The sequence below is a fragment of the Rhodocyclaceae bacterium genome (assembly GCA_020248265.1).
GTDB lineage: Bacteria > Pseudomonadota > Gammaproteobacteria > Burkholderiales > CAIKXV01 > CAIKXV01.
In genome coordinates this window covers 26,072-51,037 of record JADCHX010000010.1, presented here as the reverse complement: position 1 = coordinate 51,037, position 24,966 = coordinate 26,072, and the positions used below count along the sequence as shown (strand labels likewise).

Annotated in this window: 19 protein-coding genes; 9 read left to right on the top strand and 10 right to left on the bottom strand. The window is 67.7% G+C overall.

Translation table 11 applies throughout. The annotated features are described in order from the left end of the window. Positions 1-9: 9 nt before the first annotated feature. Positions 10-1,014, bottom strand: coding sequence for a tripartite tricarboxylate transporter substrate binding protein (locus tag ING98_09840; protein ID MCA3102164.1), 1,005 nt, complete (start codon positions 1,012-1,014; stop codon positions 10-12). A gap of 128 nt (positions 1,015-1,142) precedes the next feature. On the opposite strand from ING98_09840, the gene ING98_09835 reads away from it, so the two are divergent. From ING98_09835 to ING98_09825, 3 genes are all read left to right on the top strand, one after another. Then, positions 1,143-2,027, top strand: coding sequence for a polysaccharide deacetylase family protein (locus tag ING98_09835; GenBank protein MCA3102163.1), 885 nt, complete (start codon positions 1,143-1,145; stop codon positions 2,025-2,027). A gap of 18 nt (positions 2,028-2,045) precedes the next feature. Then, a complete protein-coding gene (locus tag ING98_09830; protein MCA3102162.1) occupies positions 2,046-2,969 on the top strand; it encodes a 2-dehydropantoate 2-reductase in 924 nt (307 codons plus the stop codon). A 115-nt stretch (positions 2,970-3,084) separates the two neighbouring features. Then, a complete protein-coding gene (locus tag ING98_09825; protein MCA3102161.1) occupies positions 3,085-3,792 on the top strand; it encodes a zinc ribbon domain-containing protein in 708 nt (235 codons plus the stop codon). Between the two features lie 30 nt (positions 3,793-3,822). Here the strand turns inward: ING98_09825 and ING98_09820 are convergent, their stop codons facing one another. The 6 genes from ING98_09820 to ING98_09795 form a co-directional block, all read right to left on the bottom strand. Beyond that, positions 3,823-4,545 carry a proteasome-type protease gene (locus ING98_09820; GenBank protein MCA3102160.1) on the bottom strand — a complete coding sequence of 241 codons (723 nt, stop codon included), beginning with the start codon at positions 4,543-4,545 and terminating at the stop codon, positions 3,823-3,825. Beyond that, the gene (locus tag ING98_09815; protein ID MCA3102159.1) at positions 4,542-5,477 is read right to left on the bottom strand and encodes a transglutaminase family protein; all 936 of its coding nucleotides are present in this window, start codon (positions 5,475-5,477) and stop codon (positions 4,542-4,544) included. The genes ING98_09820 and ING98_09815 overlap by 4 nt, the downstream gene beginning before the upstream one ends. Positions 5,478-5,487: 10 nt before the next feature. Continuing rightward, positions 5,488-8,079 carry a circularly permuted type 2 ATP-grasp protein gene (locus ING98_09810; GenBank protein ID MCA3102158.1) on the bottom strand — a complete coding sequence of 864 codons (2,592 nt, stop codon included), beginning with the start codon at positions 8,077-8,079 and terminating at the stop codon, positions 5,488-5,490. A gap of 72 nt (positions 8,080-8,151) precedes the next feature. Continuing rightward, on the bottom strand, positions 8,152-11,517 hold the full coding sequence (locus ING98_09805; GenBank protein MCA3102157.1) for a transglutaminase family protein: 3,366 nt from the start codon (positions 11,515-11,517) through the stop codon (positions 8,152-8,154). Positions 11,518-11,520: 3 nt separating this feature from the next. Next, entirely contained in the window at positions 11,521-12,492 is a 972-nt protein-coding gene (locus ING98_09800) for an alpha-E domain-containing protein (GenBank protein MCA3102156.1), read from the bottom strand. A gap of 50 nt (positions 12,493-12,542) precedes the next feature. Further along, positions 12,543-13,997 carry a circularly permuted type 2 ATP-grasp protein gene (locus ING98_09795; protein MCA3102155.1) on the bottom strand — a complete coding sequence of 485 codons (1,455 nt, stop codon included), beginning with the start codon at positions 13,995-13,997 and terminating at the stop codon, positions 12,543-12,545. A gap of 118 nt (positions 13,998-14,115) precedes the next feature. On the opposite strand from ING98_09795, the gene ING98_09790 reads away from it, so the two are divergent. Then, positions 14,116-15,177 (top strand): DUF72 domain-containing protein, encoded by a 1,062-nt coding sequence (locus ING98_09790; protein MCA3102154.1) that lies wholly within the window; start codon positions 14,116-14,118, stop codon positions 15,175-15,177. 7 nt (positions 15,178-15,184) lie between these two features. After that, positions 15,185-17,452: a bifunctional (p)ppGpp synthetase/guanosine-3',5'-bis(diphosphate) 3'-pyrophosphohydrolase gene (locus ING98_09785; protein MCA3102153.1), complete on the top strand. Its 2,268-nt coding sequence runs from the start codon at positions 15,185-15,187 to the stop codon at positions 17,450-17,452. 34 nt (positions 17,453-17,486) lie between these two features. On the opposite strand, the gene ING98_09780 is transcribed toward ING98_09785, so the two are convergent. The 3 genes from ING98_09780 to ING98_09770 are packed head-to-tail and all read right to left on the bottom strand — an operon-like array spanning position 17,487 to position 20,390. Further along, complete coding sequence (locus ING98_09780) at positions 17,487-18,371, bottom strand: dipeptidyl aminopeptidase (GenBank protein ID MCA3102152.1); 885 nt, start codon at positions 18,369-18,371, stop codon at positions 17,487-17,489. Between the two features lie 19 nt (positions 18,372-18,390). After that, positions 18,391-19,389, bottom strand: coding sequence for an amidohydrolase (locus tag ING98_09775; protein MCA3102151.1), 999 nt, complete (start codon positions 19,387-19,389; stop codon positions 18,391-18,393). After that, complete coding sequence (locus ING98_09770) at positions 19,386-20,390, bottom strand: LysR family transcriptional regulator (protein MCA3102150.1); 1,005 nt, start codon at positions 20,388-20,390, stop codon at positions 19,386-19,388. Before ING98_09770 ends, ING98_09775 begins: the two co-directional genes overlap by 4 nt. Positions 20,391-20,559: 169 nt before the next feature. On the opposite strand from ING98_09770, the gene ING98_09765 reads away from it, so the two are divergent. From ING98_09765 to ING98_09750, 4 genes are all read left to right on the top strand, one after another. Then, positions 20,560-21,666, top strand: a complete 1,107-nt coding sequence (locus ING98_09765; protein ID MCA3102149.1) for a Gfo/Idh/MocA family oxidoreductase — start codon at positions 20,560-20,562, stop codon at positions 21,664-21,666. A 59-nt stretch (positions 21,667-21,725) separates the two neighbouring features. Next, on the top strand, positions 21,726-22,835 hold the full coding sequence (locus ING98_09760; GenBank protein ID MCA3102148.1) for a Gfo/Idh/MocA family oxidoreductase: 1,110 nt from the start codon (positions 21,726-21,728) through the stop codon (positions 22,833-22,835). A gap of 93 nt (positions 22,836-22,928) precedes the next feature. Beyond that, a complete protein-coding gene (locus ING98_09755; GenBank protein ID MCA3102147.1) occupies positions 22,929-23,921 on the top strand; it encodes a tripartite tricarboxylate transporter substrate binding protein in 993 nt (330 codons plus the stop codon). A 56-nt stretch (positions 23,922-23,977) separates the two neighbouring features. After that, complete coding sequence (locus tag ING98_09750; GenBank protein ID MCA3102146.1) at positions 23,978-24,964, top strand: tripartite tricarboxylate transporter substrate binding protein; 987 nt, start codon at positions 23,978-23,980, stop codon at positions 24,962-24,964. Positions 24,965-24,966: the final 2 nt, after the last annotated feature.

The window sequence follows — 24,966 nt, the reverse complement described above, 5'->3', positions numbered from 1 at the left end:
GCCGCCAGCTCACTTCACCCGGATGTTCGCGTCCTTCACCAGCGCGCCGAATCGCTCGCGCGCCTTCTGCTGGCTGGCTGCGAACTCGTCCGGCGTCGACGGCGTGGCCGGCTCGGCGGCCATGCTGGAGAGCACTGCCCGAGCCTCAGGCGTCTGCATGATGCGGTTGATCTCGCGGTTGAGCCGCAGCACGACATCGCGCGGCGCTGCGGCCGGCGCATAGACGCCGGACAGCCATGCGATGGTCATGTTGGTGCCGGCTTCGATCATCGTCGGCGCGTTCGGGAACAGCGACGAGCGGGTGGTGGAGGGTACGGCCAGCAGCCGCACCTTGTCCGACTTGATGTGCTCGATGGCGGCGCCGAGGTCGAAGGTGAAGTCGATCTGGCCGCCGAGCAGGTCGACCATCACCTGCTGCGATCCCTTGTAGGCGACATGGACCACGTTGAGCTTCGCCTCGCGGGCGAGCATCTCGGTGGCCACGTGCTGCAGGGTGCCGTTTCCGGCTGACCCGTAATTGAGCTTGCCAGGGTTGGCGCGCGCATGGGCGATGAACTCGGGCAGCGTCTTCACCGGCAGCCCGGCACGCGTCACCAGGAAGATCGCGGCACGCCCGGTGGGGGCGACCGCAGCGAGGTCCTTCGCCGGATCGGACGGCATCTCGTACAGGAACGGGTTGATCAGGATGGTGCCGTCGGACGAATGCAGCAGCGTGTAGCCATCCGGGGCCGAGCGGGCGACCACGTCCAGGCCGATGTTGCCGCCGGCGCCGACCCGGTTCTCGACCAGCACCTGCTGGCCGAGCGCATCGCCCAGCCGGGGTGCCATCGACCGTGCGATGACATCGGTGCTGCCACCGGCCGCGAAGTTCACGATCATGCGGATCGGCTTCGCCGGCCATGCCTGTGCGCTCGCGCCTGACGGTGCGAGCAGTGCCGCAGCCAGCAGTGGCGGGAGCAGGGCCGGGAGTGTCCGGAGATGCGCCGTGGCGCAGGCAGTCGGGCGATCGTGCATTCAGGCATCCCCTCGGGTCGACGTTGCACCCAGCATAGCAGCGCGCCCGCGCGGCTGTCGATGCCGCGTTGACCAGGGCCCCCGCCACGGCTTAAGGTTGCCGCCTGCGACGACACCAGGGCCATCCCATGCTCAAGAGCCACGGCAGGTACGACTACTCCCCGATCAGCAGGCGCCCGGACTACAGCTGGCCGGGCGGCAAGCGGCTGGCCGTCCACTTCTGCCTGAACGTCGAGCACTTCTCGTTCGGGGAAGGGCTGGGCAACGACTACGGCGTGCCGCAGCCACAGCCCAACGTGCGCAGCTACGCCTGGCGCGACTACGGTAACCGGGTCGGCGCCTGGCGCCTGCTCGAGTTCGCCGAGGAATACGGGCTGCCTTATGCGCTTCTGATCAACAGTGCGTTGTACGACTACTGCCCGCAACTGGTCGAGGCCTATGCCGCGCGTGGCGACGAGATCGTCGGACACGGCCGTACCAACGCAGAACGGCAGAGCGAGATGCCGCTCGACGAAGAGCGCCGCTGCATCGGCGAGGCCACTGCGGCGATCGAGAGGCACTGGGGACGCAAGCCGCTCGGCTGGCTGGCGCCATACATCGCGCAGACGCACGACTCGCTCGACCTGCTGAAGGAAGCCGGTTACCGCTACATGATGGACTGGTCGCTCGACGATCAGCCGGTGTGGTTCCGCACGAAGCATGGTCCGATCCTCTCGGTTCCCTACGCGCACGAGCTGAACGACTCGGTCGAGGTGGTGTCGCGCAGGACCGGCTCCGAGGAACTGTGCAACAACCTGATCGCCCAGTTCGACGAACTGCTGGCCGAGTCGGCGCGGCGTCCGCTGGTGATGCCGATCGTGCTGCACAGTTTCGTGCTCGGCCAGCCGTACCGGCTGCATCATTTCCGGCGCGTGGTCGAGCACATCCTGCGTCACCGCGACCGTGTCTGGCTGACCCGTCCCGGCGAGATCTGCGAGTACATCGAAGGCCTGCCTGCAGGCATCGTGCCCTGAGGGGCGGAAGGAAAACCAATGCGCATTGCAATCATGGGTGCCGGCGGCATCGGCGGGTACTACGGCGCGAAGCTTGCGGCGAGCGGTAACGAGGTGGCATTCATTGCGCGCGGTGCCCACCTCGATGCGATCCGCTCGAAGGGGTTCTCGCTGGTCGGCCCGGCCGGGGACATCCACCTGCCGGAGGCGGTGGCCACCGATGACCCGTCCTCGCTGGCGCCGGTGGACGTCGTGCTGTTCTGCGTGAAACTGTTCGACACCGAGGCCGCGGCACGGGCGATCGAGCCGCTGCTCGCGCGCGGCGGCGTCTGCATCAGCCTGCAGAATGGCGTCGACGGACAGCACCGGATCGGCGTGGTGGTCGGCGCCGATCGCGTGCTCGGCGGGCTCGCGTTCGTCTCGGCAGTGATCGAGACGCCGGGCACCGTGCGCTACAACTCGGCCAACCCGGCGCTCGAGTTCGGCGAAGTCGATGGCAGCCAGTCGGAGCGTGCGGTGCGCTTCCGCGACGCCTGCCTGGCCGCCGGCTTCGGCGCGACCGTGGTGAAGGACATCCGCGCCGCGCAGTGGAACAAGTTCATCGGCCTGAGCACCAATGCCGCGCTGACGGCGCTCGCGCGCCGCCCGGCGGGCGTCGTCTACCATGATCCCGACCTGCTCGAGGTCGCGCGCCAGGGATTTGCCGAGGCAGCCGCGGTGGCACGTGCGGTCGGCATCGATCTGCCGGCCGACATCGTCGAGCAACTGGTGAAGAAGCACCAGGGCTTCCCGGCCGACATGTATGCCTCGATGTACCACGACCTGAACCGCGGCAAGCGGCTGGAACTGGAAAGCCTGTCCGGCCTCATCGTGCGCAAGGGGCGCGAACTGGGCGTGCCGACGCCCGTGCATGCGGTGGCCCATGCCTGCCTGAAGCCGTTCCTCGGGGGCGCTGTCCGCTGAGGCGGGCAGCCGGCCTCATCCGGCCCCATCCGGCCGCGTCCGCATGTATCCGGCGATCTGTCCGAAGTGCACGACCGCGCGCGTACGCGGACCCGACGGACCGGCGCCGTCTTGCATGCAATGCGGACTGGTATTCTCCAAATGGATCGACGCGCAGTCCGGACGCGGCACCGATCCTGATGACGAGGAGGTCGATACGGGCCGGCCGACCTGGCCGGACGGACCTGTCGGCGAGTTCCTCGCGCGGTTCATGGTGCCGCCGCAGTCGATGGGCGAGACCTCGCGCATCGCCCACGGACTGCTGCTGGCGGCGCTGTTCTGCTACAGCTGGACGTTCATCCTGGGCGACGTGCGCACGGCGGATGCATGGAACGGGTTCCTGCATGGCGTGAACCTGGTGTTCCACGAAGCGGGACACCTGTTCATGATGCCGTTCGGCCGATTCATGCATGTGCTCGGGGGCACGCTCGGGCAACTGGCGATGCCGCTGGTCGTGTGCATCGCCTTCGTCGTCAGTCGCGGGGACACGGTGGGGGCATCGGTCGGCCTCTGGTGGTTCGGCCAGAGCCTGACCGACTGCGCGCCCTACATCGCCGACGCGCGCAAGCTCGACCTGCAGTTGCTCGGTGGCGGCACCGGCGCCGAGCGCGACGGCCACGACTGGGAGTACCTGCTGAACACGCTGGGCCTCGCACCGTACGACCTGTTGCTGGGCAGCCTGGTGAAGTACACCGGGGGGGCGATCATGCTGCTCGCCGTGGCCTGGGGTGGATGGATGCTCTGGCGGGCGCAGGCGGACAGTGCACGGCCGGTCGATATCTGAAGCCGGGAGGCGTGCGAAACGGGAAAGTCCTCAGACCGGGTCTGGCAGCCCGTCGAACACGCGGATGATGCCTTCGCCGAACGCCGAGCCCAGTGCGTCGAAGTAGGCATCGTTCGGCGGGTAGCGCCGGCGGAAGTCGACCTGCAGGCTGTCTCGACGGTAGATGAGCAGGTCGATCGGCATGCCTACGGTGACGTTGCTGCGCAGGGTCGACGCGAACGAGATCAGCGCGCATTTCGCCGCCTTGCCCAGTGGCGTCTCGGCGGTTACCACGCGGTCGAGCATCGGCTTGCCGTACTTCACCTCACCGATCTGGAAGTAGGGCGTCTCGCGCGTCACTTCGATGAAGTTGCCGGCGGCGTAGATGTTGAAGAGACGGGGCGCCTCGCCGGCGATCTGCCCGCCGAGGATCAGCGAAACGGTGAACTCGTAGCCGAATTCGCGCAGCGCGGCACCGTCGAGCTTGTGGACTTCACGCACGGTATCGCCGATCAGCTGGGCGACATTGAACATCGTGGTGGCGTTCCACAGGTTGACCTGGCTGGCGACATGCAGGCGCTCGTTCAGCAGGTTGATGACCTTCTGCGTGATGGCCAGGTTGCCCGACACGAGCAGCACGATGACCCGGTCGCCCGGTCGCTCCCAGACCGACATCTTCGGCACCACCGCGATATGGTCGGGTCCGGCGTTGGTGCGCGTATCGGACGCGAACACGATGCCGTCGTCGACGTGCAGCGCGCAGCAATAGGTCATGGCTGCCAGGAGCCGGTCCCGCCGACGCTTTCGGTCGCCGACGTGGCGCCTGCGGTATCGAGGTTGAGCACGTCCACCGCGACTTTCATCGTCATGCGGCCGCCGCCGAAGATGATGCCCTTCAGCGGGGTGACGTCGGAGTAATCGCGACCCCAGGCCACCGTGATGTGCTGGGTCTCGGGCATCTGGTTGTTGGTCGGGTCGAAGTCGACCCAGCCTGCGTCCGGCACGAACACCGAGAACCAGGCATGCGAGGCGTCGGCGCCGACCAGCCGCGGTTTGCCTGGTGGGGGCAGCGTCTCGATGTAGCCGCTGACGTAGCGGGCAGGTAGTCCCTGCGAACGGATGCAACCGATCGCCAGGTGCGCGAAATCCTGGCACACGCCGCGCCGGTGCTCCAGCACCTGCGTCAGTGGCGTCGACAGCGTGGTGAACTCCGGGTCGTAACGGAAGTCTCGATGGATGCGCTCCATCAGGTCGTGCACCGATTCGAGCAGCGACCGGCCGCGCGTGAAACTGCCGGTCGCATAGTCGGCCAGCCCGGGCTGGGCTGCGACCAGTGGCGAATCGAGCACGAAGTCGCGTGCCGTCAGAGACTCGGCGTCGATCGACTGCATCAGGATGCCGCGGCTCTTCTCCCACGACTCGCCTTCGAACAGTTCGAGGCGGCCCGAGCGGGGTTCCACCGCGACCTCGCTGGTCGCTGTGACGGTGAGCGACCGGTGTGGCTGGTCGATGGAGAAGCTGGCCACGCGGTTGCCGAAGTAGTCGAGCCGCTCCCGGTAGTCGGACGGCGGAGGATCGATCGCGAGTGCCGATGCGGTGGCGACCTGCCGCGGCACCACGCGTGGCAGCAGCCGTGCCTCGTTGTAGCCGCTGTCTACGGGCTCGGCGTAGTGGTACTCGGTCCTGTGGCTGATCCGGTAGTTCATCGCGCGCCGTTCAGCCGTTCTCGATGCGCGCCTGCGCAAGTTGCTGGCTCTCGCGCAGGTGCGCGAAGTACTGCTCCGCGATCACCTCGGACATGCGGGTGAGCAGGTGCGTGATGCGTGCCATCGTCTGGTCGAGGTCGTGGCGCAGTACCGATCCCGGGCCGGATTGCACCAGCCGGTCGAGGCTGACCAGCCTGAGCTGGGTCACTGCTTCGAGCGCCAGCCGGTCACGCTCGCAAAGCTCCGAGCCACCCGTGGCCGCGCCGGGGGAGGGTGGCAACCCTGACAGCGCCTCCTGCAGGCGGAGCAACTGGTGGATGAGCCCGCGCGGGTTGTTCGAGTCGAGCAGCATCAGCTCGAGCACGGTGCGCACCTCGAGGTAGGAGCGGTAGCGCTGCCGGTAGGTGAGGATGCTCTCGCCGGTGGACAGTACCGCGTCGAGCAGCAGGGCCTCGACCGCCGCGTCGGTGTGCAGCGCGACGGTGGAACGGGTCAGCGAGGCGAGCAGCAGCGAGCGTTCGATGCGCCTGCCCATGTCGAGGAATCGCCATGCCTGGTCGCGCATCAGCCGGTCGCTGGTCAGTCCGTTGAACGCGGCAAGCGAGACCACGATCTGGTTCAGGTGCTCTGACAGGTTCTCGATGGTCACGCCGCTGCGGTGGCGCAGGGTCGCGAGCTGGGTGTCTATCGTGTCGAGCACGCGCCAGGAGTCCGACGACCAGAAGTCGCGGATCGCATGTGCCGAATGGATCAGCGCCTGCAGCGACTGGGCGAGGCTTCCGCTGCGCGTGGCGTCGCACGCGACAGCCAGCAGTTCGTCGTCGGGCTGTTGCAGCCGGGCGTCCTCCGCCATGAAGCCGGGGTAGGTCGCCGTGAAATGCGTGAGCGAGCGCAGCAGTGCATGCAGGCACTGTGCGTGTTCGGGATCGTCGTACTGCAGTGCCTCGTCGTACTTCTGAAGGATCGTGCCCAGCAGCCGCGCCGTTCCTTCCGCCCGCTCCGAGTACCTACCCAGCCAGAAGAGATTGTCTGCCGCGCGCGAGGACAGCGGCGCCCGGTTGCCCGAGGTCATCTGTTCGCGGGCCGGCTGCAGCCACAGCGTGACCTGCTGTTCCGGCTCGGAGGCGAGCACCCAGGTGTCTTTGCTGCTGCCGCCATGCTGGTTGCTCACCAGCGGGCTGCCCTGGCTCGAGGCGACACGGGTCAGGCCTCCCGGCATCACTGCGTAGTCGGCATCGCGCGCGACGAGGAAGGTGCGGAGCACGGCCGCTCGCGGCTCGATGCCCGCGTCCGACAGCGTCGGCGTGGCGGACATGAGGGCGAGTTCCTGCCCGGCGTAATTTCGCGGCTGCGCGGTGATCTGCGCGCGCAGCCGGTCGAGTTCGGCGCGGCTCATGGTCGGCCCGAGCAGCGTGCGCTCGCCGCGCGCGCGCGACAGGGGCTTGATCACCAGGCGTTCGAGGTTGGCCAGAACATGCTGCAGCTCTGACGGGTTGCCGCACCACCAGGTCTGTACCGAGGAAAGACGCAGCGGCTGGCCCAGGAAGTGGCGCGCGATGGCTGGCAGGAAGGCGAGCAGTGCCGGGTTCTCGAGCAGCCCGCTGCCCAGCGGGTTGGCGATCGACACATTGCCACGCCTCACGCAGTCGAGCAGGCCGGTGACGCCCAGGCGCGACTCTGGCCGCAATTCGAGGGGATCGCACCAGTCGTCATCGACCCGGCGGATGATCACGTCGACCGGCTGCAGGTCGGCCAGCGTACGCTGCCAGACGCGGCCGTTCCTCACCGTGAGGTCGTCGCCCTGTACCAGCGGGTAGCCGAGGTAGCTGGCGAGGTAAGCATGCTCGAAGTAGGTTTCGTTTCGCGGCCCCGGCGTGAGGATCACGATGCGTGGCTCGCGGCTGGCCCGCGGTGCGATCGAGACCAGCGTCTGGCGCAGCGCTCGGAAGAACACGGCGACCCGGTGTACCCGCGAATCCCGGAACAGTGACGGCAGGATGCGCGTGATCACCATCCGGTTCTCGAGCGCATAGCCGGCGCCCGATGGTGCCTGGGTACGGTCGCCGAGTACCCACATCCGGCCATCCGGTCCGCGCGCGAGGTTCGCCGAGTACAGGATCAGCTGTCGCTCGCCGGGCAGCCTCGCGCCGTCGCACTGGCGCAGGAAGCCCGCATGGCCGAACACCAGTTCAGGCGGCAGGAGACCTTTGCGGAGCAGTTCGCGCGGCCCGTACAGGTCGCGCAGGATCAGGTCCATCAGTTCGGCGCGCTGGATCAGCCCGCTCTCGATGCCTGCCCATTCGTTGCTGCCGATGACCAGCGGGATCGGGTCGAGGTCCCAGACGCGGTTGTAGCCATCCGGATCGTCGTAGACGTTGTAGCTGACCCCGTTCTCGCGCAGCAGGCGGCTCGCTTCATCGCGCCGGCGCCGCAGTTCGGCCGTACCGAGGCCCTGCAGCGCACGGGACAGGTACTCCCAGTGCGGGCGGACCGTCCCGTCGGCCGACCGCGTCTCGTCGAACAGGCCTGCGGTGGGCGCATACCAGGGTTCGGACAAAGGTTTCGGGGTGACTGCGGTATCTGCGCGCGCGTCCGTCGACATCGGTGCGGGGGGAACCTGTGGAACGGAGGATTCTGACCGGGTCAGTCTAGCACTGCGGCCATTCTCGAAGGGTCATCGACGCAGGTCCAGCGTGTGCGGAAAGTCGCGATCGGGCTCGACCGGGGGCGGTGCCATCGGCCTGGGCGTGTCCTTCGGCAGGTGGCCTCCCGGCTCCGGCGGCGGCAGGTCGCCCGGCGTGTGGCCGTAGGCGTGGAAACGCGACACCCGGCGCGACTCGGCCTCGAACGCATTGACCGGGAAAGTCTCGTAGCTGCGCCCGCCCGGATGCGTCACGTGGTAGCGGCAGCCCGCGACCGCGCGTCCGTTCCAGGTGTCGATGAGGTCGAACGTCAGCGGGGCATGCACGCCGATCGCGGGATGCAATGCGGACGGTGGCTGCCAGGCGCGGTAGCGTACGCCGGCTACGTACTCGCCGCGGACGCCGGTCGCGCGCAGTGGCACCCGGCGGCCGTTGCAGGAAACGACGTAACGCGAATCGGTGAAGCCGGTCGCCTTCACCTGCAGGCGTTCTACCGATGAATCGACGTAGCGCGCAGTGCCGCCCGCGGACACTTCCTCGCCGAGAACGTGCCACGGTTCCGTGGCAGCGCGCAGCTCGAGCTGCAGGTCGCCGCTGACCAGCGTGCCGTAGTGCGGATAGCGGAACTCGAAGAACGGTGCCAGCCAGTCCGCCGAGAACGGATATCCGGCGGCCTGCAGGTCTGCGACCACGTCTGCGATGTCGGAGCGGACGTAGTGCGGCAGCATGAATCGGTCGTGCAGTTCCGTGCCCCAGCGTACCAGCGGTCGGTTGTAGGGATCCTTCCAGAAGCGGGCGATCAGTGCGCGCAGAAGCGCCGCCTGCACCAGCGCCATCTGCGGATGCGGTGGCATCTCGAACGCGCGCAGCTCGACCAGGCCGAGGCGGCCGGTTTCGCCTTCCGGCGAATGGAGCTTGTCGATGCAGAATTCGGTGCGGTGCGTGTTGCCGGTACTGTCGATCAGCAGGTTGCGCAGCAGCCGGTCGACCAGCCACGGCTGTGCCACGTCGCCGGTCGGCAGCTGGCGGAACGCGATCTCCAGCTCGTACAGGCTTTCGTTGCGCGCCTCGTCCACGCGCGGCGCCTGACTGGTCGGCCCGATGAACATGCCCGAGAACAGGTAGGACAGCGACGGATGGTTCTGCCAGTAGCTGATCAGGCTGCGCAGCAGGTCGGGGCGGCGCAGGATCGGGCTGTCGGCCGGCGTCGCCGCGCCGATCGTGATGTGGTTGCCGCCACCGGTACCGGTGTGCCGGCCGTCGAGCATGAACTTCTCGGTGGCCAGCCGCGTCTCGCGCGCCTCCCGGTACAACGCCTGCGTGTTGTCGACCAGTTGCGTCCAGCTCGAAGCCGGATGGATGTTCACCTCGATCACGCCTGGATCCGGCGTGACCGGGAGCCGCACCAGTCGCGGGTCGCGTGGCGGCGGATAGCCTTCGATCACCACCGGCAGGCCGAGCGCCGCGGCGCTGGCCTCGATCGCGCCGACCAGTTCCAGGAAATGCTCGAGGAAGGCCAGCGGCGGCAGGAACACGTACAAGCGCCCCTCGCGCGGCTCGATGCACAGCGCGGTGCGCACGGCATCGTTCGGCTGGTGGCTGGCGCCGCCTTGCGTCGATGCGAGTGCAGCTGCCGGACGCTGTACGCCGCTGGCAGGAGCCATGGCCGGGCCGGCCGCAGCCGGCACGGCGCGTGCGCGGCCATAATCGGGGAGCCCCGGCAGCGGCTGCATCAGCGAGCGTTCGATGAACGGGAGCCGTTGTTCCGGCGTCAGCTGTGGCAGTGCGTCGAGCGGCAGGCGGTAGCCCATCGCGGAATCGCCGGGCAGCAGGTACATGTGCCCGCGGCGGAAGGTCCAGTTGCCGCTCAACCAGCGGTTGCGCGCCGTATCCCATGCCAGCGGTAGCGCGAAGCCGGTCGCTTCGCCCAGCCCGCGTTGAAGCAGGCGCGCCAGCCGCTGCCGTTCCAGCGGATCCTTCAGGTTCGCGGACAGTGGATCGACGTTGTCGGGAAGATTCTGCTCAGCGTGAATGTAGTACAGCGTGTCTTCGTGCCCGGGCTGCAGGTAGACCGTCGGCAGGCCCAGGCGTTCGGTCAGTTCCTGTGCGAACGCCTCCGCTTCCCGGAGACCGTGGCCGTAGTCCTTCGTCGTGTCGGCGAGCAGCGATGCGTCGTGCCATACCGGCCGGCCGTCGGCCCGCCAGAACACGGCGAGCAGCCAGCGTGGCAGCGGCTCGCCCGGATACCACTTCCCCTGGCCGTGGTAGAGCATGCCGCCGGGTCCGAAGGTCTCGCGCAGCCGTCGCACGAGCACGTTCGCGCGCTCGCGCTTGGCGTCGCCGTCGGCGGCGATGGTCCATTGCGGCGATTCCATGTCGTCGATCGACACGAAGGTAGGCTCGCCGCCCATCGTCAGGCGCACGTCGCCCGCCTGCAGGTCGGCATCGACCTGCTGTCCTAGTGCGTCGATGCGCGCCCACTGGTCAGGCGAGTAGGGCCGGGTGACGCGCGGATCCTCGTGGATGCGGGTGACCGTGTTCGCATACTCGAAGGTGACCACCTTGCACTCGTCGGTGAAGCCGGTCACTGCAGCTGCGCTCTCCGGGTCGGGCGTGCAAGCGAGCGGGATATGTCCTTCGCCGGCGAACAGGCCGGAGGTCGGGTCAAGACCGACCCAGCCCGCGCCCGGTATGTATACCTCGGCCCAGGCATGCAGGTCGGTGAAGTCCTCGGTCGGGCCACTCGGGCCTTCCAGCGGCTTCTGGTCGGCGACCAGCTGCACCAGGTAGCCGGACACGAAGCGGGCGGCGAGCCCCATGTGGCGCAGCACCTGCACCAGTACCCAGCCGGTATCGCGGCAGGACCCGAGCGCGCGTTCGAGCGTCTGCTCGCAGGTCTGGACGCCCGGCTCCATCCGGATCGTGTAGGCCACGTCGCGCGCGAGGCGCTGGTTCACCGAGACCAGGAAATCGACGGTGCGCATGCGCGAGCGGTCGACGCCGTCCAGCCATCGGCGCAGGTGCGGGCCGGATTCGCGTACCTCGAGGTAGGGCGCCAGGTCCTTCCTCAGATGCGCTTCGTACTCGAACGGGAAATGCTCTGCGGCTTCCTCGAGGAAGAAATCGAACGGATTGATCACCGTCATGTCCGCGACGATGTCTACCTGTATCGACAGCTCCAGCGTGCGCTCCGGGAACACGACGCGTCCGAGGTAGTTGCCGAACGGATCCTGCTGCCAGTTGAGGAAGTGTGGCTCGGGCGTGACGCGCAGCGAATAGCTCTCGATGGGCGTGCGGGAATGCACGGCCGGGCGCAGCCGCATCACATGCGGAGACAGGGCGACCGGACGATCGTAGCGATAGAGCGTCTTGTGATGGAGCGCGACACGGATGGTCATGGATCAGGTGCTTCCGGGCGCGGTGGCCGGTCCCGTGAGGAAGTAGGTCGCGCTGATCCGGTCGTGCAGCGTGCCGAAGCCGATCTGAAGCTCGTCCGTGTAGCGATGGAGCGCCTGCCGGTCGAGGCGGTCGAAATCGACATGCTCGAGGTCGTCGACCAGCCTGCGGATGTCGCGGGTGATCGCACTGCTGCGCGGCAGCCGCCGCAGCAGCGCGTCCATCTGAGCCAGGCAGAAGCCGATCGAGCGCGGAAAGCGCGTGTCGGTCAGCAGGAATCGCAGCACGTCTGCGTGGCTGACCGGGCCGCGAACGGTCTGGCGGTACACCTGATAGCCTGACAGCGAGCGCAGCACGCTCATCCACTGGATCGTCTCGAAAGGCGCCAGGTCTGCCGCACCGTCATCGGACTTCACGCTGCCGTCGAGCAGGTTGGCCGAACGCACGTCGATGATACGGGTGGTCATGTCGGCGCGCTCCAGCGCGAGGCCCAGGCGCAGGAAATCGTACGGGTAGTCATGCGCCATCGTGCCCGCCAGCGTGCCGGACAGCTGCTGCGCGCCGCGGATCACTGCCTCGAGGTAGTCGTAGCGCCGACCTTGCGCGAGCGAGTTGCCGGCATCCTGCTTCGCGCGCAGGTAGAGCTCGTTGATCTGCTCCCAGGCTTCGCGCGGCAGCAGGTCGCGCAGCAGCCGAGCGTTCTCGCGAGCGCAGGCGAGCGAGGACAGGATCGACCCCGGGTTCTTCTCGTCGGCGATCAGGAAGCGCACGACGTTGCGTTCGTTGGTTTCCCTGTACAGATCGGCGAACAGGTCGGAGTAGCCGGTGATCGCGATCAGCGGCGCCCAGCCGAAGGTGTACTTGCGCGGCAGGTCGAGGAGCAGGTTGGCATGGACGTTGGCCAGTCGCGCGCCGTCCTCGGCCCGCTCGACATAGCGGCCCAGCCAGTAGATCGATTCAGCGTGCCCGGAAAGCATCGAGCGGGCTCCAGACGGTGAGCGGGACGCTGCTGCGGCGTTTGATGGGGTCAGCTCGCTTCATGGTCGACGATCCAGGTGTCCTTGCTGCCGCCGCCCTGCGACGAATTGACCACGGTCGAGCCCTTGCGCAGTGCGACGCGGGTCAGCCCGCCGGTCGTCACGTAAGTGGACTTGCTGGACAGTATGAACGGACGCAGGTCGACATGACGCGGCTCGACGTGGTCTTCGACCAGCGTAGGCGCGGTGGAAAGCGTGATCATCGGCTGCGCGATGTAGTTTCGGGGATCACGCCGGATGTGGCGCGCGAAGTCTTCCAGGTCCTTGCTGCTTGCCTGCGGGCCGATCAGCATGCCGTAGCCGCCTGACTCGTTTGCGGGCTTGACCACCAGTCTGGCGAGGTTCGCCAGCACATGGTCGCGTTCCTTGCGGTCGACGCACTTGTACGTTGGCACGTTCGGCAGGATCGCCTCCTCGTCGAGGTAGTAGCGGATCATCGCCGGCACGAATGCGTAGACGACCTTGTCGTCCGCCACGCCGGCCCCGGGCGCGTTCGCCAGCCCGACCTTGCCGTTGCGCCAGGCGCGGAACAGCCCCTTAACGCCGACCACCGAATCGCTGTTGAACGACTCCGGGTCGAGGTAGAGGTCGTCGATCCGGCGATAGATGACGTCGACGCGTTCCAGCCCGGTGATCGCCTTCTTGTACACGCAGTCGTCGTCGCCGACCACCAGGTCGGACCCCAGGCAGAGCTCCGCGCCCATCTGCTGTGCGAGGTACGCATGCTCGAAGTAGGCGGAGTTGTGGATGCCCGGCGTCAGCACCACGACTTCTGGGCGACGGCCGCGGCGCGGCGACAGCGAGGCAAGGCAGTCGAACAGCTGCGACGGGTAGTCGTCCACCGGCAGGATCGTGCTGTTGGCGAACAGTTCCGGGAACACGCGCTTCATCACCAGCCGGTTCTCGAGCATGTACGACACGCCGGAGGGTACGCGCAGGTTGTCTTCGAGCACGTACATCGTGCCGTCGCGGTCGCGCACCAGGTCGGAGCCGCAGATGTGCGCCCAGATACCGTGCGCCGGCGTCGCACCGACGCACTGCGGCCGGAAATTCTTCGAGTCGGCCAGCAGTTCGGCAGGGAACACCTTGTCCTTGACGATCCGCTGGTCGTGGTAGATGTCGTCGATGAACAGGTTCAGGGCCTCGACCCGCTGGCGCAACCCGCGCTCGATGCGCGTCCACTCGCTGCGCGCGATGACCCGCGGGATGATGTCGAACGGCCAGGCGCGGTCGATCGACCCGCCCTCTTCGGAGTAGACGGTGAAGGTGATGCCGAGGTTGCGGATCGCCAGGTCTGCGGCGGCACGTCGGTCGCGCACCTCCTTCTCGGTCAGCGAACCGAGGTAGTCGCAGAGGCTGCTCGCCACGGGCCGTACCTCGCCGGGTGCGGCGAGCAGCGTGTCGTACACGCCGCGGGCGGGGTAGGTCTTCCAGTTGATGGCCATGTCGAGCGATTACCAAGCCTTCCGAAGCAGAAAACATGCCTGTAAGGCGATCATTGTAGCGGGTCGCGGGTGCGCCTGCGGCACGATGGATACGCGGATTTCGCCTTATCCTTCCGCGATGACTTCCGGAATGTCGCAACTGGATCTTTTCGGGCGGCCGGTCCCGGCCGCATCCGAGGGCGCCGGGACCGGGCCGCGCGCCGCGCGTCAGGCCGGCGGTCTCGGTCCGGCAGTGGTGTCGCCGGCATTGGTCGAACTCGGCCAATCGCTTCCGGCAGCGCTCTACCTCGGTACTTCGTCCTGGTCGTTCCCGGGCTGGGCCGGTCTCGTCTACGACCGCAGCGCAGACCCCTCCCGGCTGTCGCGCGAAGGGCTGGTCGCGTATGCGCGCCATCCCGTGCTGCGTACGGTCGGCATCGACCGCACCTTCTATTCGCCGCTGCCGGCGGCAGCGTTCGCGCGCCATGCTGCGCAGGTGCCTGACCATTTTCGTTTCCTGGTCAAGGCACCGTCGGCGTGCACCAGCGCCGTCGTGCGCAGCGAGGGTGCGTTGCCGGTGGCCAATGATCAGTTCCTGGACGAACGCGTGGCCATCGACCAGTTCGTTCGCCCGGCGCTCGAAGGACTCGGCCCGAAGGCCGGACCGCTGGTGTTCCAGTTCTCACCGCTGGGCCGGGCGTGGACGCGCGTGCCGCAGCGCTTTGTCGATGCGCTCGACGGATTCCTCGGCGCAGTGCGCGCCGAAGAGCCCGATGCCCTGCTGGCGGTCGAGGTGCGCGATCCGGAGGTACTCGAGCCGGCTTTCTTCGCGGCGCTGGCCGGGCATCGTGTGCGCTATTGCATCGGCGTGCATGCCCGGATGCCATCGGTCCAGGCGCAGGCCCAGCGGGCGCGGCTGGCCGGCCCCGGCCCGCTGGTCGTGCGCTGGAACCTGCACTCGGGGTTCGGGTACGACGAGGCGAAGGCACGTTACGAGCCGTTCGATCGCCTGGTCGATGAAGATCCAGTGGCGCGGGCGGCGCTCGCGGCACTGGCCTGCGACACCCTCGGCGCCGGCGACGCCGTGTACGTCATCGCCAACAACAAGGCCGAGGGCTCGGCACCGTTGACGCTCACCCGGCTGGCGGAAGCGGTGCGCGGACGCATCCACGCCGGAGCCGCGGCAGGGCCGGTGGGATAATCGCACCATGACGACCGACGAACGGCCCCTGCCGCTGCAATGGACGACCGACGACTGGGCGCTGCATGCGGCGGCCCTGCTGCGCGAGCAGGGCCGGCTGGCGGCGATCCCGGGTGCGCAGGTCGAGGCGGCGCTCGCCTGGGCGGGGCTCAGGTATGGCGACCTGAAACTGCCGGTGGGCTCGCTCAGGTCGGCGGCAGCACTCGATGTCGCCCAGGTGCTGGCCACGATCGGTGCGGATCCGGCGAGCCGCATGGCAGCGCTGCTCGCCTGGCTGCCGCTCGATGCCGGCAACGCGCGCGAGGCGCTGCGACAGCGCGCCGGCACCGAGGTTGCCGCACTGGTCGAAGGAACGGCCCGCCTCGATTCGATCCAGACCCTGTCCGAGGTGGGCGAGGCCGGTACCACGCCCGCCCAGCAGGAGTCGCTGCGCAAGATGCTCCTGGCGATGGTGCAGGATATCCGTACCGTACTGATCAAGCTGGCCCAGGAACTGGTCACCCTGCGCGCGCTCATCCGGCATCCCGACGAGGCACTGCGCCGACGCCACGCGCGGGTGACGCTCGACCTGTTCGCGCCGCTCGCCAACCGGCTGGGCATCTGGCAGCTCAAGTGGGAGATGGAAGATCTCGCCTTCCGGTTGTCGGATCCGGTCACCTACAAGCACATCGCCAAGCTGCTCGACGAGAAGCGCGTGGCGCGCCAGAAGATGATCGACGAGGTGATGCGCATCCTGCGCGCGGACCTCGCGGCTTCCGGCATAGCCGCCCAGGTGACCGGCAGGCCGAAGCACATCTACAGCATCTGGCGCAAGATGGGCCGCAAGGGTGTCGAGTTCGGAGACCTGTACGACGTGTTCGGCGTGCGCGTGCTGGTCGACGAGGTGAAGGACTGCTATGCCGCGCTCGGTCTGGTGCACAACCGCTGGACGCCGGTACCGAAGGAATTCGACGACTACATCGCCAAGCCGAAGGGCAATGACTACCGGTCGCTGCACACCGCCGTCATCGGTCCCGGCGACCGGGCGGTCGAGGTCCAGATCCGCACCCATGCGATGCACCAGCACGCCGAGCTGGGCGTGGCTGCGCACTGGGCCTACAAGGAGGCCGGCAGCCGGTCGGCCGGCAGCGACTACGACCAGCGGATCGCCTGGCTGCGGCGCGTGCTCGACTGGCGCGATACCGTCGTGCAGCAGGGTGGGCAGGCCATGGGCCAGGCACCGGACGCGGCGCCCGATCCAGACCAGCCCGCCGAGTCGCTGGGCGAACGGTTCAAGACCGAACTGTTCAGCGACGTCGTCTATGCGCTGACACCGCAGGGACGGGTGGTCGACATGCCGGCTGGCAGCACGCCGGTGGACTTCGCCTATGCGCTGCATACCGAACTGGGCCATCGCTGCCGCGGCGCCCGGGTCGACGGTGCGATCGTCCCGCTCAGCTTCCCGCTGTCCAATGGCCAGACGGTCGAGATCATCACCATCCGCGAGGGTGGCCCTTCGCGCGACTGGTTGAATCCGCAGCTCGGCTTTACCCGCAGCTCGCGTGCGCGCAACAAGGTCCGGCAGTGGTTCAACGCGCAGAACCTGGCAGCCAGCATCTCGCAGGGGCGGGCGGTGGTCGAACGCGAGCTGCAGCGACTGGGCATCGGCTCCTACAACCTGGAGCAGTTGCCGGGTCGCCTCGGCCTGGGCAAGCTCGACGATGCACTGGCCACCATCGCGCGCGGCGAGATCAACCAGCGCCAGCTGCAGGTTGCGCTGCGCGACCCGGCGTCCGACGCCAGCCAGCCGCACGAAGCGCCCGACGTGGTACCGATCGCGCGCCGCTCCGAGGCCGGCAACAGCGGGCGCGGCATCCTGGTGGTTGGCGTCGACAAGCTGCTCACCGTGCTGGCGAAGTGCTGCAAGCCGGCACCGCCCGATCCGATCATCGGCTTCGTGTCGCGCGGGCGCGGCGTCACCGTGCACCGGCGCGACTGCCCGAACGTTGCGCGCATGCCGCAGGAGCGCATGATCGAATCGGGCTGGGGTCAGGCCGGTGGCGAGCGTTTCGCAGTCGACCTCGAGGTGCTTGCGCACGACCGGCAGGGGTTGCTGCGCGACATTTCCGAGCTGCTGTCGCGCGAGAAGGTCAACGTCACCGCTACCCAGACTGCTTCGCGCAGCGACACCGCGCACATGATGTTCACGGTGGAAGTGCTGGACGTGGCCCAGGTGCAGCGGCTGCTCGGGACGATCGGCGACGTCAAGGGCGTCATCCGCGTCCGGCGCCGCTGACGCCGCTGCTGACGCTGCTGCTGACGCTGCTGCTTCAGAACCCGTGTTCGACCAGCCAGGCCTGCAGCGGAACTGACCACAGTTTTCCGCCCACGCGCAGCAGGTCGTGGCCGTCGGGCGCTGGCACGGGTGCAGTGCCGACGAAGCGCGCCGGGCTGCCGCCCGCTGCGAAGGCTGCGTGCCAGCGCATGGGCGCTTCCGCGCCCCAGTACAGGTCGTTGGGTGCGTAGAACCAGATGCTGGGCAGGCGGTTGGCCTGTCCCCATCCGGCCATCAGCGACTCGATGCGCTCCGGCTGGCACATCCGGCCGTTAGAGGCCGGAGCGCCGCCGGAACCCCCGGCGAAGTTGATGCAGCCGATCACCCCTGGCAGGTTGGCCGAGCAGGCAGCCATCGTCGCGAGGCCGCCGACCGAGTTGCCCGACAGCAGGATGCGATCGGATCGCGCCCATGGCTGGGTGCGCACCCATGCCACCGCCGATGCGATCGTTTCCGCAGCAGGCCCGGCCGTACGCTGCGGTTCCGGGCGGGTGACGCAGGCGCCCCACTCGTTGTAGCGCGCACCGGAGTCCTCCCGGTCAGGCCCACCGGTGACCCCGTATCCGGGGCGGATCGGTGCCACCACCGCATAGCCGCGCCCCATCCACAGGCGCGCATGGCCGTGCAGCACGGGGTTCACGAGCGAGCGGCGCTCGAAGTCTGAGCCTGCGCGCCCGTGCGAAAAGACCAGTACTGGAAACGGACCCTCGCCCGGCGGCCGGAACACGTGGGCCACCATGGTCGTTTCGCCCGGCAGCGTGATGCGCGCGACCTCCGGTACCAGCGGCTCCGGCGCCCCCTGTGCAGCGGCATCGAGTGCCGCGCACAGGAGGGCGGTCGCCAGCAGTGCGGCCGCGCAGGTCCTGCCTGTCGTCTCCATGCTCTTGCGCCGCGCCCGGTCAGACCGGACCGCCCATGAACGCTTCCGCGTTCTTCCAGTAGATCCGCTCGCGCTCCGCATCGGTCAGGCCGGGCACCTTCTCGATGTTGTCGATCGGGGTCATGTCGCCCATGTCGAAAGGATCGTCCGTGCCGACCACCACGCGGTCCGCGCCGACCTGCTCGATCAGGAAACGCACCGCCTTCGGGTTGTGTGCCAGCGCGTCGAACCAGAACCGGCGCAGCAGTTCCATCGGCGGGGTCTTGCAGTCGATCGCGGTGTCCGGCCTGCAGCCATGGCCCCACTGGAAGCGGCCGATGTCGGCGACGGTGAAGCCACCGGCATGCGGCAGCAGGAACTTCAGTTCCTTCAGTTCGTCGAGCGCGCCGCTGAACATCAGGTTGGCGACCATGATCGTGGTGTCGAGCGGATTGCCGATCAGGTTGGTCATGTAGTAGCAATCGAGGCGGCCGGTGGCACCGATGTTCTCGGGGTGGGTGAACACCGAGACCTTCAGGTCCTGGCAGCGCTTGAGGAAAGGCCGGAACTTCTTCGCGGCCAGCTCCTCGCCGACGATCGACGTGGCGATCTCCACGCCCTTGAAGCCATAGGTCTTTACCGCATGCTCGAGCTCGGCGATCGCCAGGTCGGGATGCTGCATCGGCACGCTGGCCATGCCACGCAGGCGGTCGGGGCGCTCGGCGACCATCTTCGCGATGCCCTCGTTCACAGCGCGCGCGGTCTTCACTGCGTCTTCTTCTTTCTGCCAGTAGCAGAAGGCCTGCGGGCCGGTCGAGATGTACGAGATGTCGATCTTCATCCGGTCCATCTTGGCGACCTTGCCTTCGCCGCTGTAGTACTCGGGATCGAGTTCGAACTGGTTCTTGCCGCGCGAGTAGAAGCGCTTGCCGTCCTTGCGGATGATCTTCGCCTTGTAGAGGTCGGCGTCGCTCGCCTTCTCCATCAGGTCGAGCACGGTGTCGGGCAGCACGTGGCTGTGCAGGTCTACTTTCTTCATGCGGACTTCCTCAGTTGGGATCGTGTCTGGACTGCAGTCACGTCGGGTGTGACGGGGATGGGGCCGGGCAGGCGGCGCGGCCCGGGACCGGGCGGCACCGGCAGCGCAAAGATGCCGCGTTCGAACAGGCTCTCGATCTCGGCCGTGACGATCTGTGCGACGGCTTCGGTCGCGGCCGGCTGCGCCGGTTGCACGGGCTGCGCGAGCACCAGCATGCGATGAAGGCTGGCATCGGTGATCTGCCAGGCCGAGAGCCGGCCGCTCGCGATGTCGTCGTGGAAGGTCGACACCGGCATCAGCGCATGGGTCGACCCGCGCAGGAGCAGAGCGCGGATCGCCTCGATGGAATCGATCTCGACCTCGACGTTGAGCCGGGCACCGGCGCGGGCCAGTTGCTCTTCGAGGGCGCTGCGGATGCCGTCGGTGATCAGCACCGGCGTACGCGACAGTTCCGCCAGCGTGAAGAACGGCCGCGCAGGGGCTGCGCCGCGCGGGCCGACGACCACGATCGGTTCTGAGAGCAGCGGCGTGTAGCGCAAGGCGCGCGCCGGCTGCGGATTGGTAAGCAGCGCGACATCGACGCGGCCCGCGCCGAGCGCATCGGCGAGCTGCGGGCTGAAACCCTCGATGACCTTGATCGACAGCTCCGGCGCCTGCCGCCGGCAGCGCTCTACGCAACCGGGTACCAGCCAGGCGGCGGTGGTCGGTGAAACGCCGAGGATGACCCGTCCGCCGGCCGGCTGTGCAGAATGCGCCAGTTCAGCCTGTGCACGGTCGATCTCGCGCACGACGCGCCGCGCATGTTCGAGGAACTTGCGGCCGGCAGTCGTCAGGCGCACCCCGCGCGGCAGTCGTTCGAGCAGGGGCGCGCCCAGTTCGGCCTCCATGCCTTGTACATGGCGCGTCAATGCCGGCTGTGCGATGCCGAGCTGGCCCGCCGCGCGTGTGATGCTGCCGGCGTCGGCGATGTGCACGAAATAGCGGATGCTGCGCAGATCCATGGAGCCGGAGGATAGCCGATTCCGGCAGGCCGGCGCGATACGGATCCGGTATGCGCCGCACGTCCGGCGCCGCGCCGGCTGCAAGCGCGGCTCAAGCGCCCCGGGGAACGGGCGGCGGCTGCAATGCCGTCCTGGCATGGCACGGATGCGCATTCGACATTTGCCCGAGATGTGGGGGGGTCGGTACCATCCCGGTCACCGAACGAATCGACTGGAGAACATCGTGGCCCGGGAAATCAATGTAGGCATCATCGGCGTGGGCTGGTGCGGCGGCATCCGTGCCGAGGCGAGCGCGCGCCATCCGCTGGTGAACGAACTGCACCTGTGCGAGATCCGCCCCGACCGGCTGGCCGATATGGCCCAGAAGTGCAACGCGACGTCGGCGACTACCGACTGGCAGGACATGCTCAAGAACGACGCGATCGACGCGTACATGATTTCGGCCACGCCCGAGCACCTGCACTACCCGATGGCGAAAGACTGCCTGTCGCGCGGCAAGCACGTGTTCCTCGAAAAGCCGATCTCGATCGAGATCCACGAGGCCGACGAACTCATAGCCATCGCCCGCCGCAACGGCGTCAAGTTCACCATCGGCTACTCGCAGCGCTTCAACCCGAAGTATGCCTACGTGCACAAGTGCGCCACCGACGGCACGCTGGGCCGACCGGTCAGCGCGCTGGTCAGCCGCCACATCGGCCGCAGCCTGGGCAAGAAGATCACCGGCCGCAGCAAGCTCTCGCCCGCGGCGATGGAGTCGACGCACGACCTCGACTTCCTGCTCTGGTGCCTGGCGCCGGCCAAGCCGATCCGCGTGTATTCGCAGAACAACTATGGCGCGATGCGCGACATGAGCGGCGCCGACGTCCCCGACACCCAGTACATCATGGTGACGATGGACAGTGGTGTCTCGGTGATGGTCGGCGGCGGCTGGAGCCTGCCCCCGGCCTACCCGAACTTCTCCTCGACCTGGATCGAGCTGATCGGCACCGAAGGCGCACTGATCATCGACGACACGCACCGCGACACCCAGCTGTCCACCGTCAAGAACGGTATCGTGCACCCGATGTCGACGATGCCCGGCGAGTATGTCGAGCACACCTATGCTGGCGCGATGGCACCCGAGACCGACCACTTCATCGAGGCCTGCGCGCTGGACAAGCCGGTGCTGGTCACGGCCGAGCAGGCGCGGCAGGTGATGGAAGTCTATGTCGCGGCAGACATCTCGGCCGAGCGCCATGAGCCGGTGAGCCTGCCGCTGCCGGAGTCACGCCGCTGAACTGAAGCGAACAGCGCAGGGGCCTGCAGAGCCCCTGCCGACATCACCGGAGGAGCACCATGAACAGGAACGCGAAGGGTATCGGCCTGGCCATCGTCGGCGCGGGCCGGGTCGGCCTGATCCGCGGCGCGGTGGCGAGCCGCCATCCGTCGGTCGAATGGATCGGCATCGCCGAGAAGGATCCGGCGCGTGGCAAGCTGGTCGCCGAGCAGATCGGCGCCGACTTCGTCACCACCGACTACAAGGAACTGCTGCGCCGCCCCGAGGTCACCGCGGCGGTGATCTCCACCGACGAGCACCTGCATGTCGATCCGATCCTCGGCGCCTGCGAGCGCGGGATCTCGTTGATGATCGAGAAACCACTGGCCACCGACCTCGAAGAATCCGAGATGGTGCTCAAGGCGATCATCGAGGCGAAGCTCGACGCGGTGGTCGGCTATACCCAGCGATTCCGCCGGCGCTGGCTGGTGACCAAGGAAAAGGTGCGCACCGGCGCGTTGGGCGAGGTCACCATGGTCACCTCGCGCGGCTTCATGAACCGGCTGGTCGCGCTCGACAACTACAAGCGCACCGACAATCCTTCGGAGATCTCGCCGATGGTGATCTCGGGCACCCATGCACTCGACATGTGCATGTGGATGCTCGAGGCGAAGACCGCGGTCGAGGTCTATGCCCGCTCGGTGAACAAGGCGCTCAAGCCGATCTGCGACGGCATCGACGGCACTGCCTACACCATCACCTTCTCCGATGACACGGTGTACAGCGGCGTGCTGAGCTGGGGCCTGCCGGAAGTCTGGCCAGGCGCGGTGTACAGCCTCGAGGTCGGCATCGTCGGCACCGAGGGCGTGCTGACCATCGACGACACCCACCGCGACATCGTGCTGGCGACCAACCTGATCCAGGGCGAGGGCTATGCCCCTGACAAGCGCCGGCATGTCGACTTCCTGACCAGCTATCCGGTCGGCGACATGGCGCTGGGCGAGCTGCGCGGCCCGATGCGCGAGGAGACGGTCGACTGGCTCAATCGCGTGTCGCTCGGCCTCAAGACCCAGCATGCCACCGCGGCTGAAGGCCACAACCGGCTGATGCTGACCAAGGCGATCGACCTGTCGGCACGCCTGCGCCGGCCGGTACCGCTGCCGATCAGCGCCGGCGACATCCGCTCTTAGGCTTTACAGGCGCTTCGGCGCGATCCCAGCCATGCCCTATCCGGCGCGTTCGAACGCCGGGCGGGCGAGGCAGACCTACCCCAGGAGGAATGCATGTCCCGTCTGATCGTTTCGATCGCCACTGCGATCGCGCTGGCGCCGGCCCTGTCCGGGGCTGCCGCGGCAGCCGACAACTTCCCGTCGCGTCCGGTCCGGATGCTGGTGCCGTTCTCGCCCGGCGGCGCCACCGACATCGTCGCCCGCCAGGTCGCCTCGAGGCTGGGCGAACTGTGGGGGCAGCCGGTGATCATCGACAACCGCGCGGGGGCCTCGGGCAATATCGCGCTCGAGGCGACCATGAAGGCGGTGCCCGACGGTTACACCCTGTTCGTCGGCAATGTCACCACCAACGCGATCAACGAAACCACCTTCGAGCAGGTGCTCGGCAAGTCGCGTCCTTCGCGCGACCTGGTGGGCATCACGAACCTGATCGAGATTCCCCATGTCGTCGCGGCGCATCCCGGCCTGCCGGTGGCCGACGTGAAGCAGCTGGTCGAGTACGCGCGGAAGAATCCGAACAAGCTGAACTATGCATCGGCCGGCATCGGCAGCTATCCGCACCTCGACATGGTGCTGTTCGCCCGGGTCACCGGGATGCAGGTCACGCACATCCCCTACAAGGGCGGTGCCGGGCAGATGGTGCCTTCGCTGATGGGCAACGAGACGCAGGTGGCCTTCCTCAACCTGGGTTCGACCATCGAGCACCTGCGCGCCGGTCGATTGAAGGCACTGGCCACCACTGCGCCGCAGCGGCTGCCTGAACTGCCGAACGTGCCGACGATGGCCGAGCAGGGCTTCGCCGGCCAGGGTACCAATGCCTGGAACGGGCTGTTCGGCCCGGCCGCGCTGCCCCGGCCGATCCTCGACCGCATCTTCAACGACACGTTGAAGGTGCTTTCGACGGCGGAACTGCGCGACTCGCTCGGCAAGCTGCTGATGCAGGTCGCGCCCAGCAAGTCGCCCGAGGCCTATACCGCGTTCGTGCGCGCCGAGACCGCGAAGTGGGCGAAGGTGATCCGAGAGAACAACATCAAGGTCGCCGAGTAGCACCCAGGCCCTGCCGGGCAGGCCGGCAGGGCGATCGACACCACGGAGGACGATCCATGAACCGCTCGACGCTGCTCATCGCGGCATCTGCCGCCCTGCTGCCCTTCGCAGCCCAGTCCGCCATTGCCCAGCCGGTCGATTTTTCCAAGCGACCGGTGCGGATTCTCGTCCCGTTCGCCCCCGGCGGCGCCTCGGACTTCGTCGGCCGCATCCTGCAGCCCAGGTTGGCCGAGGAACTGGGCACACAGGTACTGCTCGACAATCGCGCAGGTGCGGCCGGCAACATCGGCGTCGAGGTGGCTGGGCGGGCTTCGCCGGACGGCTTCACCCTGCTGCTCGGCAACGTCGGCACGATGGCGATCAACCCGAGCCTGTATCCCGATTTCCCGTTCAAGCCGACGAAGCATTTCATCCCGGTCACGCAGGTGGTCGACGTGCCGGGCGCGCTGGTGGCGAACCCGTCGCTGCAGGTCGCCAGCGTGCCGGATCTGATCGCGTTCGCCAAGGCCAATCCGAACAAGCTCAATTTCGCATCGCCCGGTCCGGGCAGTGCCAATCGCATCGAGATGGAGATCCTGATGCGTGCGGCCGGCATCACGATGACGCACATTCCCTACAAGGGCGGTGCCGGGCCGGCCGTCACGTCGTTGATCCAGGGCGAGACGCAGCTCGGGTTCGTGACGCTGTCCTCTGCGATGTCCTTTGTCAAGGCGGGCAAGCTCAGGATGCTGGGTATCGTCGCGCCCGCCCGCAATGCCGGCGTCCCGGATGTGCCGACGATGGCCGAGGTGGGATTCAAGAGCATGCGCACCGGTTCCTGGCAGGGCGTATTCGTGCCCGCCGGCACTCCCAGGCCTGTGGTCAATCGTCTGTTCGAGGCGTTGCAGAAGGTGATGGCCCATCCGGACGTCAAGAGGCGGCTCAACGAAGGCGGCGCGGAAGTCGTGGTGAGCAAGTCGCTCGACGATTTCATGGCTTTCGTGCGTGACGAGAACGAGCGCTTCGGCCGCGCCATCCGCGAGGCGAAGATCACGGCCGACTGAGC

What these genes read in the sequence shown, in the direction of transcription:
- ING98_09840 (MCA3102164.1), bottom strand. Translation starts at nt 1,014, where the DNA reads ATGCACGATCGCCCGACTGCCTGCGCCACGGCGCATCTCCGGACACTC.
- ING98_09835 (MCA3102163.1), top strand. Translation starts at nt 1,143, where the DNA reads ATGCTCAAGAGCCACGGCAGGTACGACTACTCCCCGATCAGCAGGCGC.
- ING98_09830 (MCA3102162.1), top strand. Translation starts at nt 2,046, where the DNA reads ATGCGCATTGCAATCATGGGTGCCGGCGGCATCGGCGGGTACTACGGC.
- ING98_09825 (MCA3102161.1), top strand. Translation starts at nt 3,085, where the DNA reads ATGCAATGCGGACTGGTATTCTCCAAATGGATCGACGCGCAGTCCGGA.
- ING98_09820 (MCA3102160.1), bottom strand. Translation starts at nt 4,545, where the DNA reads ATGACCTATTGCTGCGCGCTGCACGTCGACGACGGCATCGTGTTCGCG.
- ING98_09815 (MCA3102159.1), bottom strand. Translation starts at nt 5,477, where the DNA reads ATGAACTACCGGATCAGCCACAGGACCGAGTACCACTACGCCGAGCCC.
- ING98_09810 (MCA3102158.1), bottom strand. Translation starts at nt 8,079, where the DNA reads ATGTCGACGGACGCGCGCGCAGATACCGCAGTCACCCCGAAACCTTTG.
- ING98_09805 (MCA3102157.1), bottom strand. Translation starts at nt 11,517, where the DNA reads ATGACCATCCGTGTCGCGCTCCATCACAAGACGCTCTATCGCTACGAT.
- ING98_09800 (MCA3102156.1), bottom strand. Translation starts at nt 12,492, where the DNA reads ATGCTTTCCGGGCACGCTGAATCGATCTACTGGCTGGGCCGCTATGTC.
- ING98_09795 (MCA3102155.1), bottom strand. Translation starts at nt 13,997, where the DNA reads ATGGCCATCAACTGGAAGACCTACCCCGCCCGCGGCGTGTACGACACG.
- ING98_09790 (MCA3102154.1), top strand. Translation starts at nt 14,116, where the DNA reads ATGACTTCCGGAATGTCGCAACTGGATCTTTTCGGGCGGCCGGTCCCG.
- ING98_09785 (MCA3102153.1), top strand. Translation starts at nt 15,185, where the DNA reads ATGACGACCGACGAACGGCCCCTGCCGCTGCAATGGACGACCGACGAC.
- ING98_09780 (MCA3102152.1), bottom strand. Translation starts at nt 18,371, where the DNA reads ATGGAGACGACAGGCAGGACCTGCGCGGCCGCACTGCTGGCGACCGCC.
- ING98_09775 (MCA3102151.1), bottom strand. Translation starts at nt 19,389, where the DNA reads ATGAAGAAAGTAGACCTGCACAGCCACGTGCTGCCCGACACCGTGCTC.
- ING98_09770 (MCA3102150.1), bottom strand. Translation starts at nt 20,390, where the DNA reads ATGGATCTGCGCAGCATCCGCTATTTCGTGCACATCGCCGACGCCGGC.
- ING98_09765 (MCA3102149.1), top strand. Translation starts at nt 20,560, where the DNA reads ATGTGGGGGGGTCGGTACCATCCCGGTCACCGAACGAATCGACTGGAG.
- ING98_09760 (MCA3102148.1), top strand. Translation starts at nt 21,726, where the DNA reads ATGAACAGGAACGCGAAGGGTATCGGCCTGGCCATCGTCGGCGCGGGC.
- ING98_09755 (MCA3102147.1), top strand. Translation starts at nt 22,929, where the DNA reads ATGTCCCGTCTGATCGTTTCGATCGCCACTGCGATCGCGCTGGCGCCG.
- ING98_09750 (MCA3102146.1), top strand. Translation starts at nt 23,978, where the DNA reads ATGAACCGCTCGACGCTGCTCATCGCGGCATCTGCCGCCCTGCTGCCC.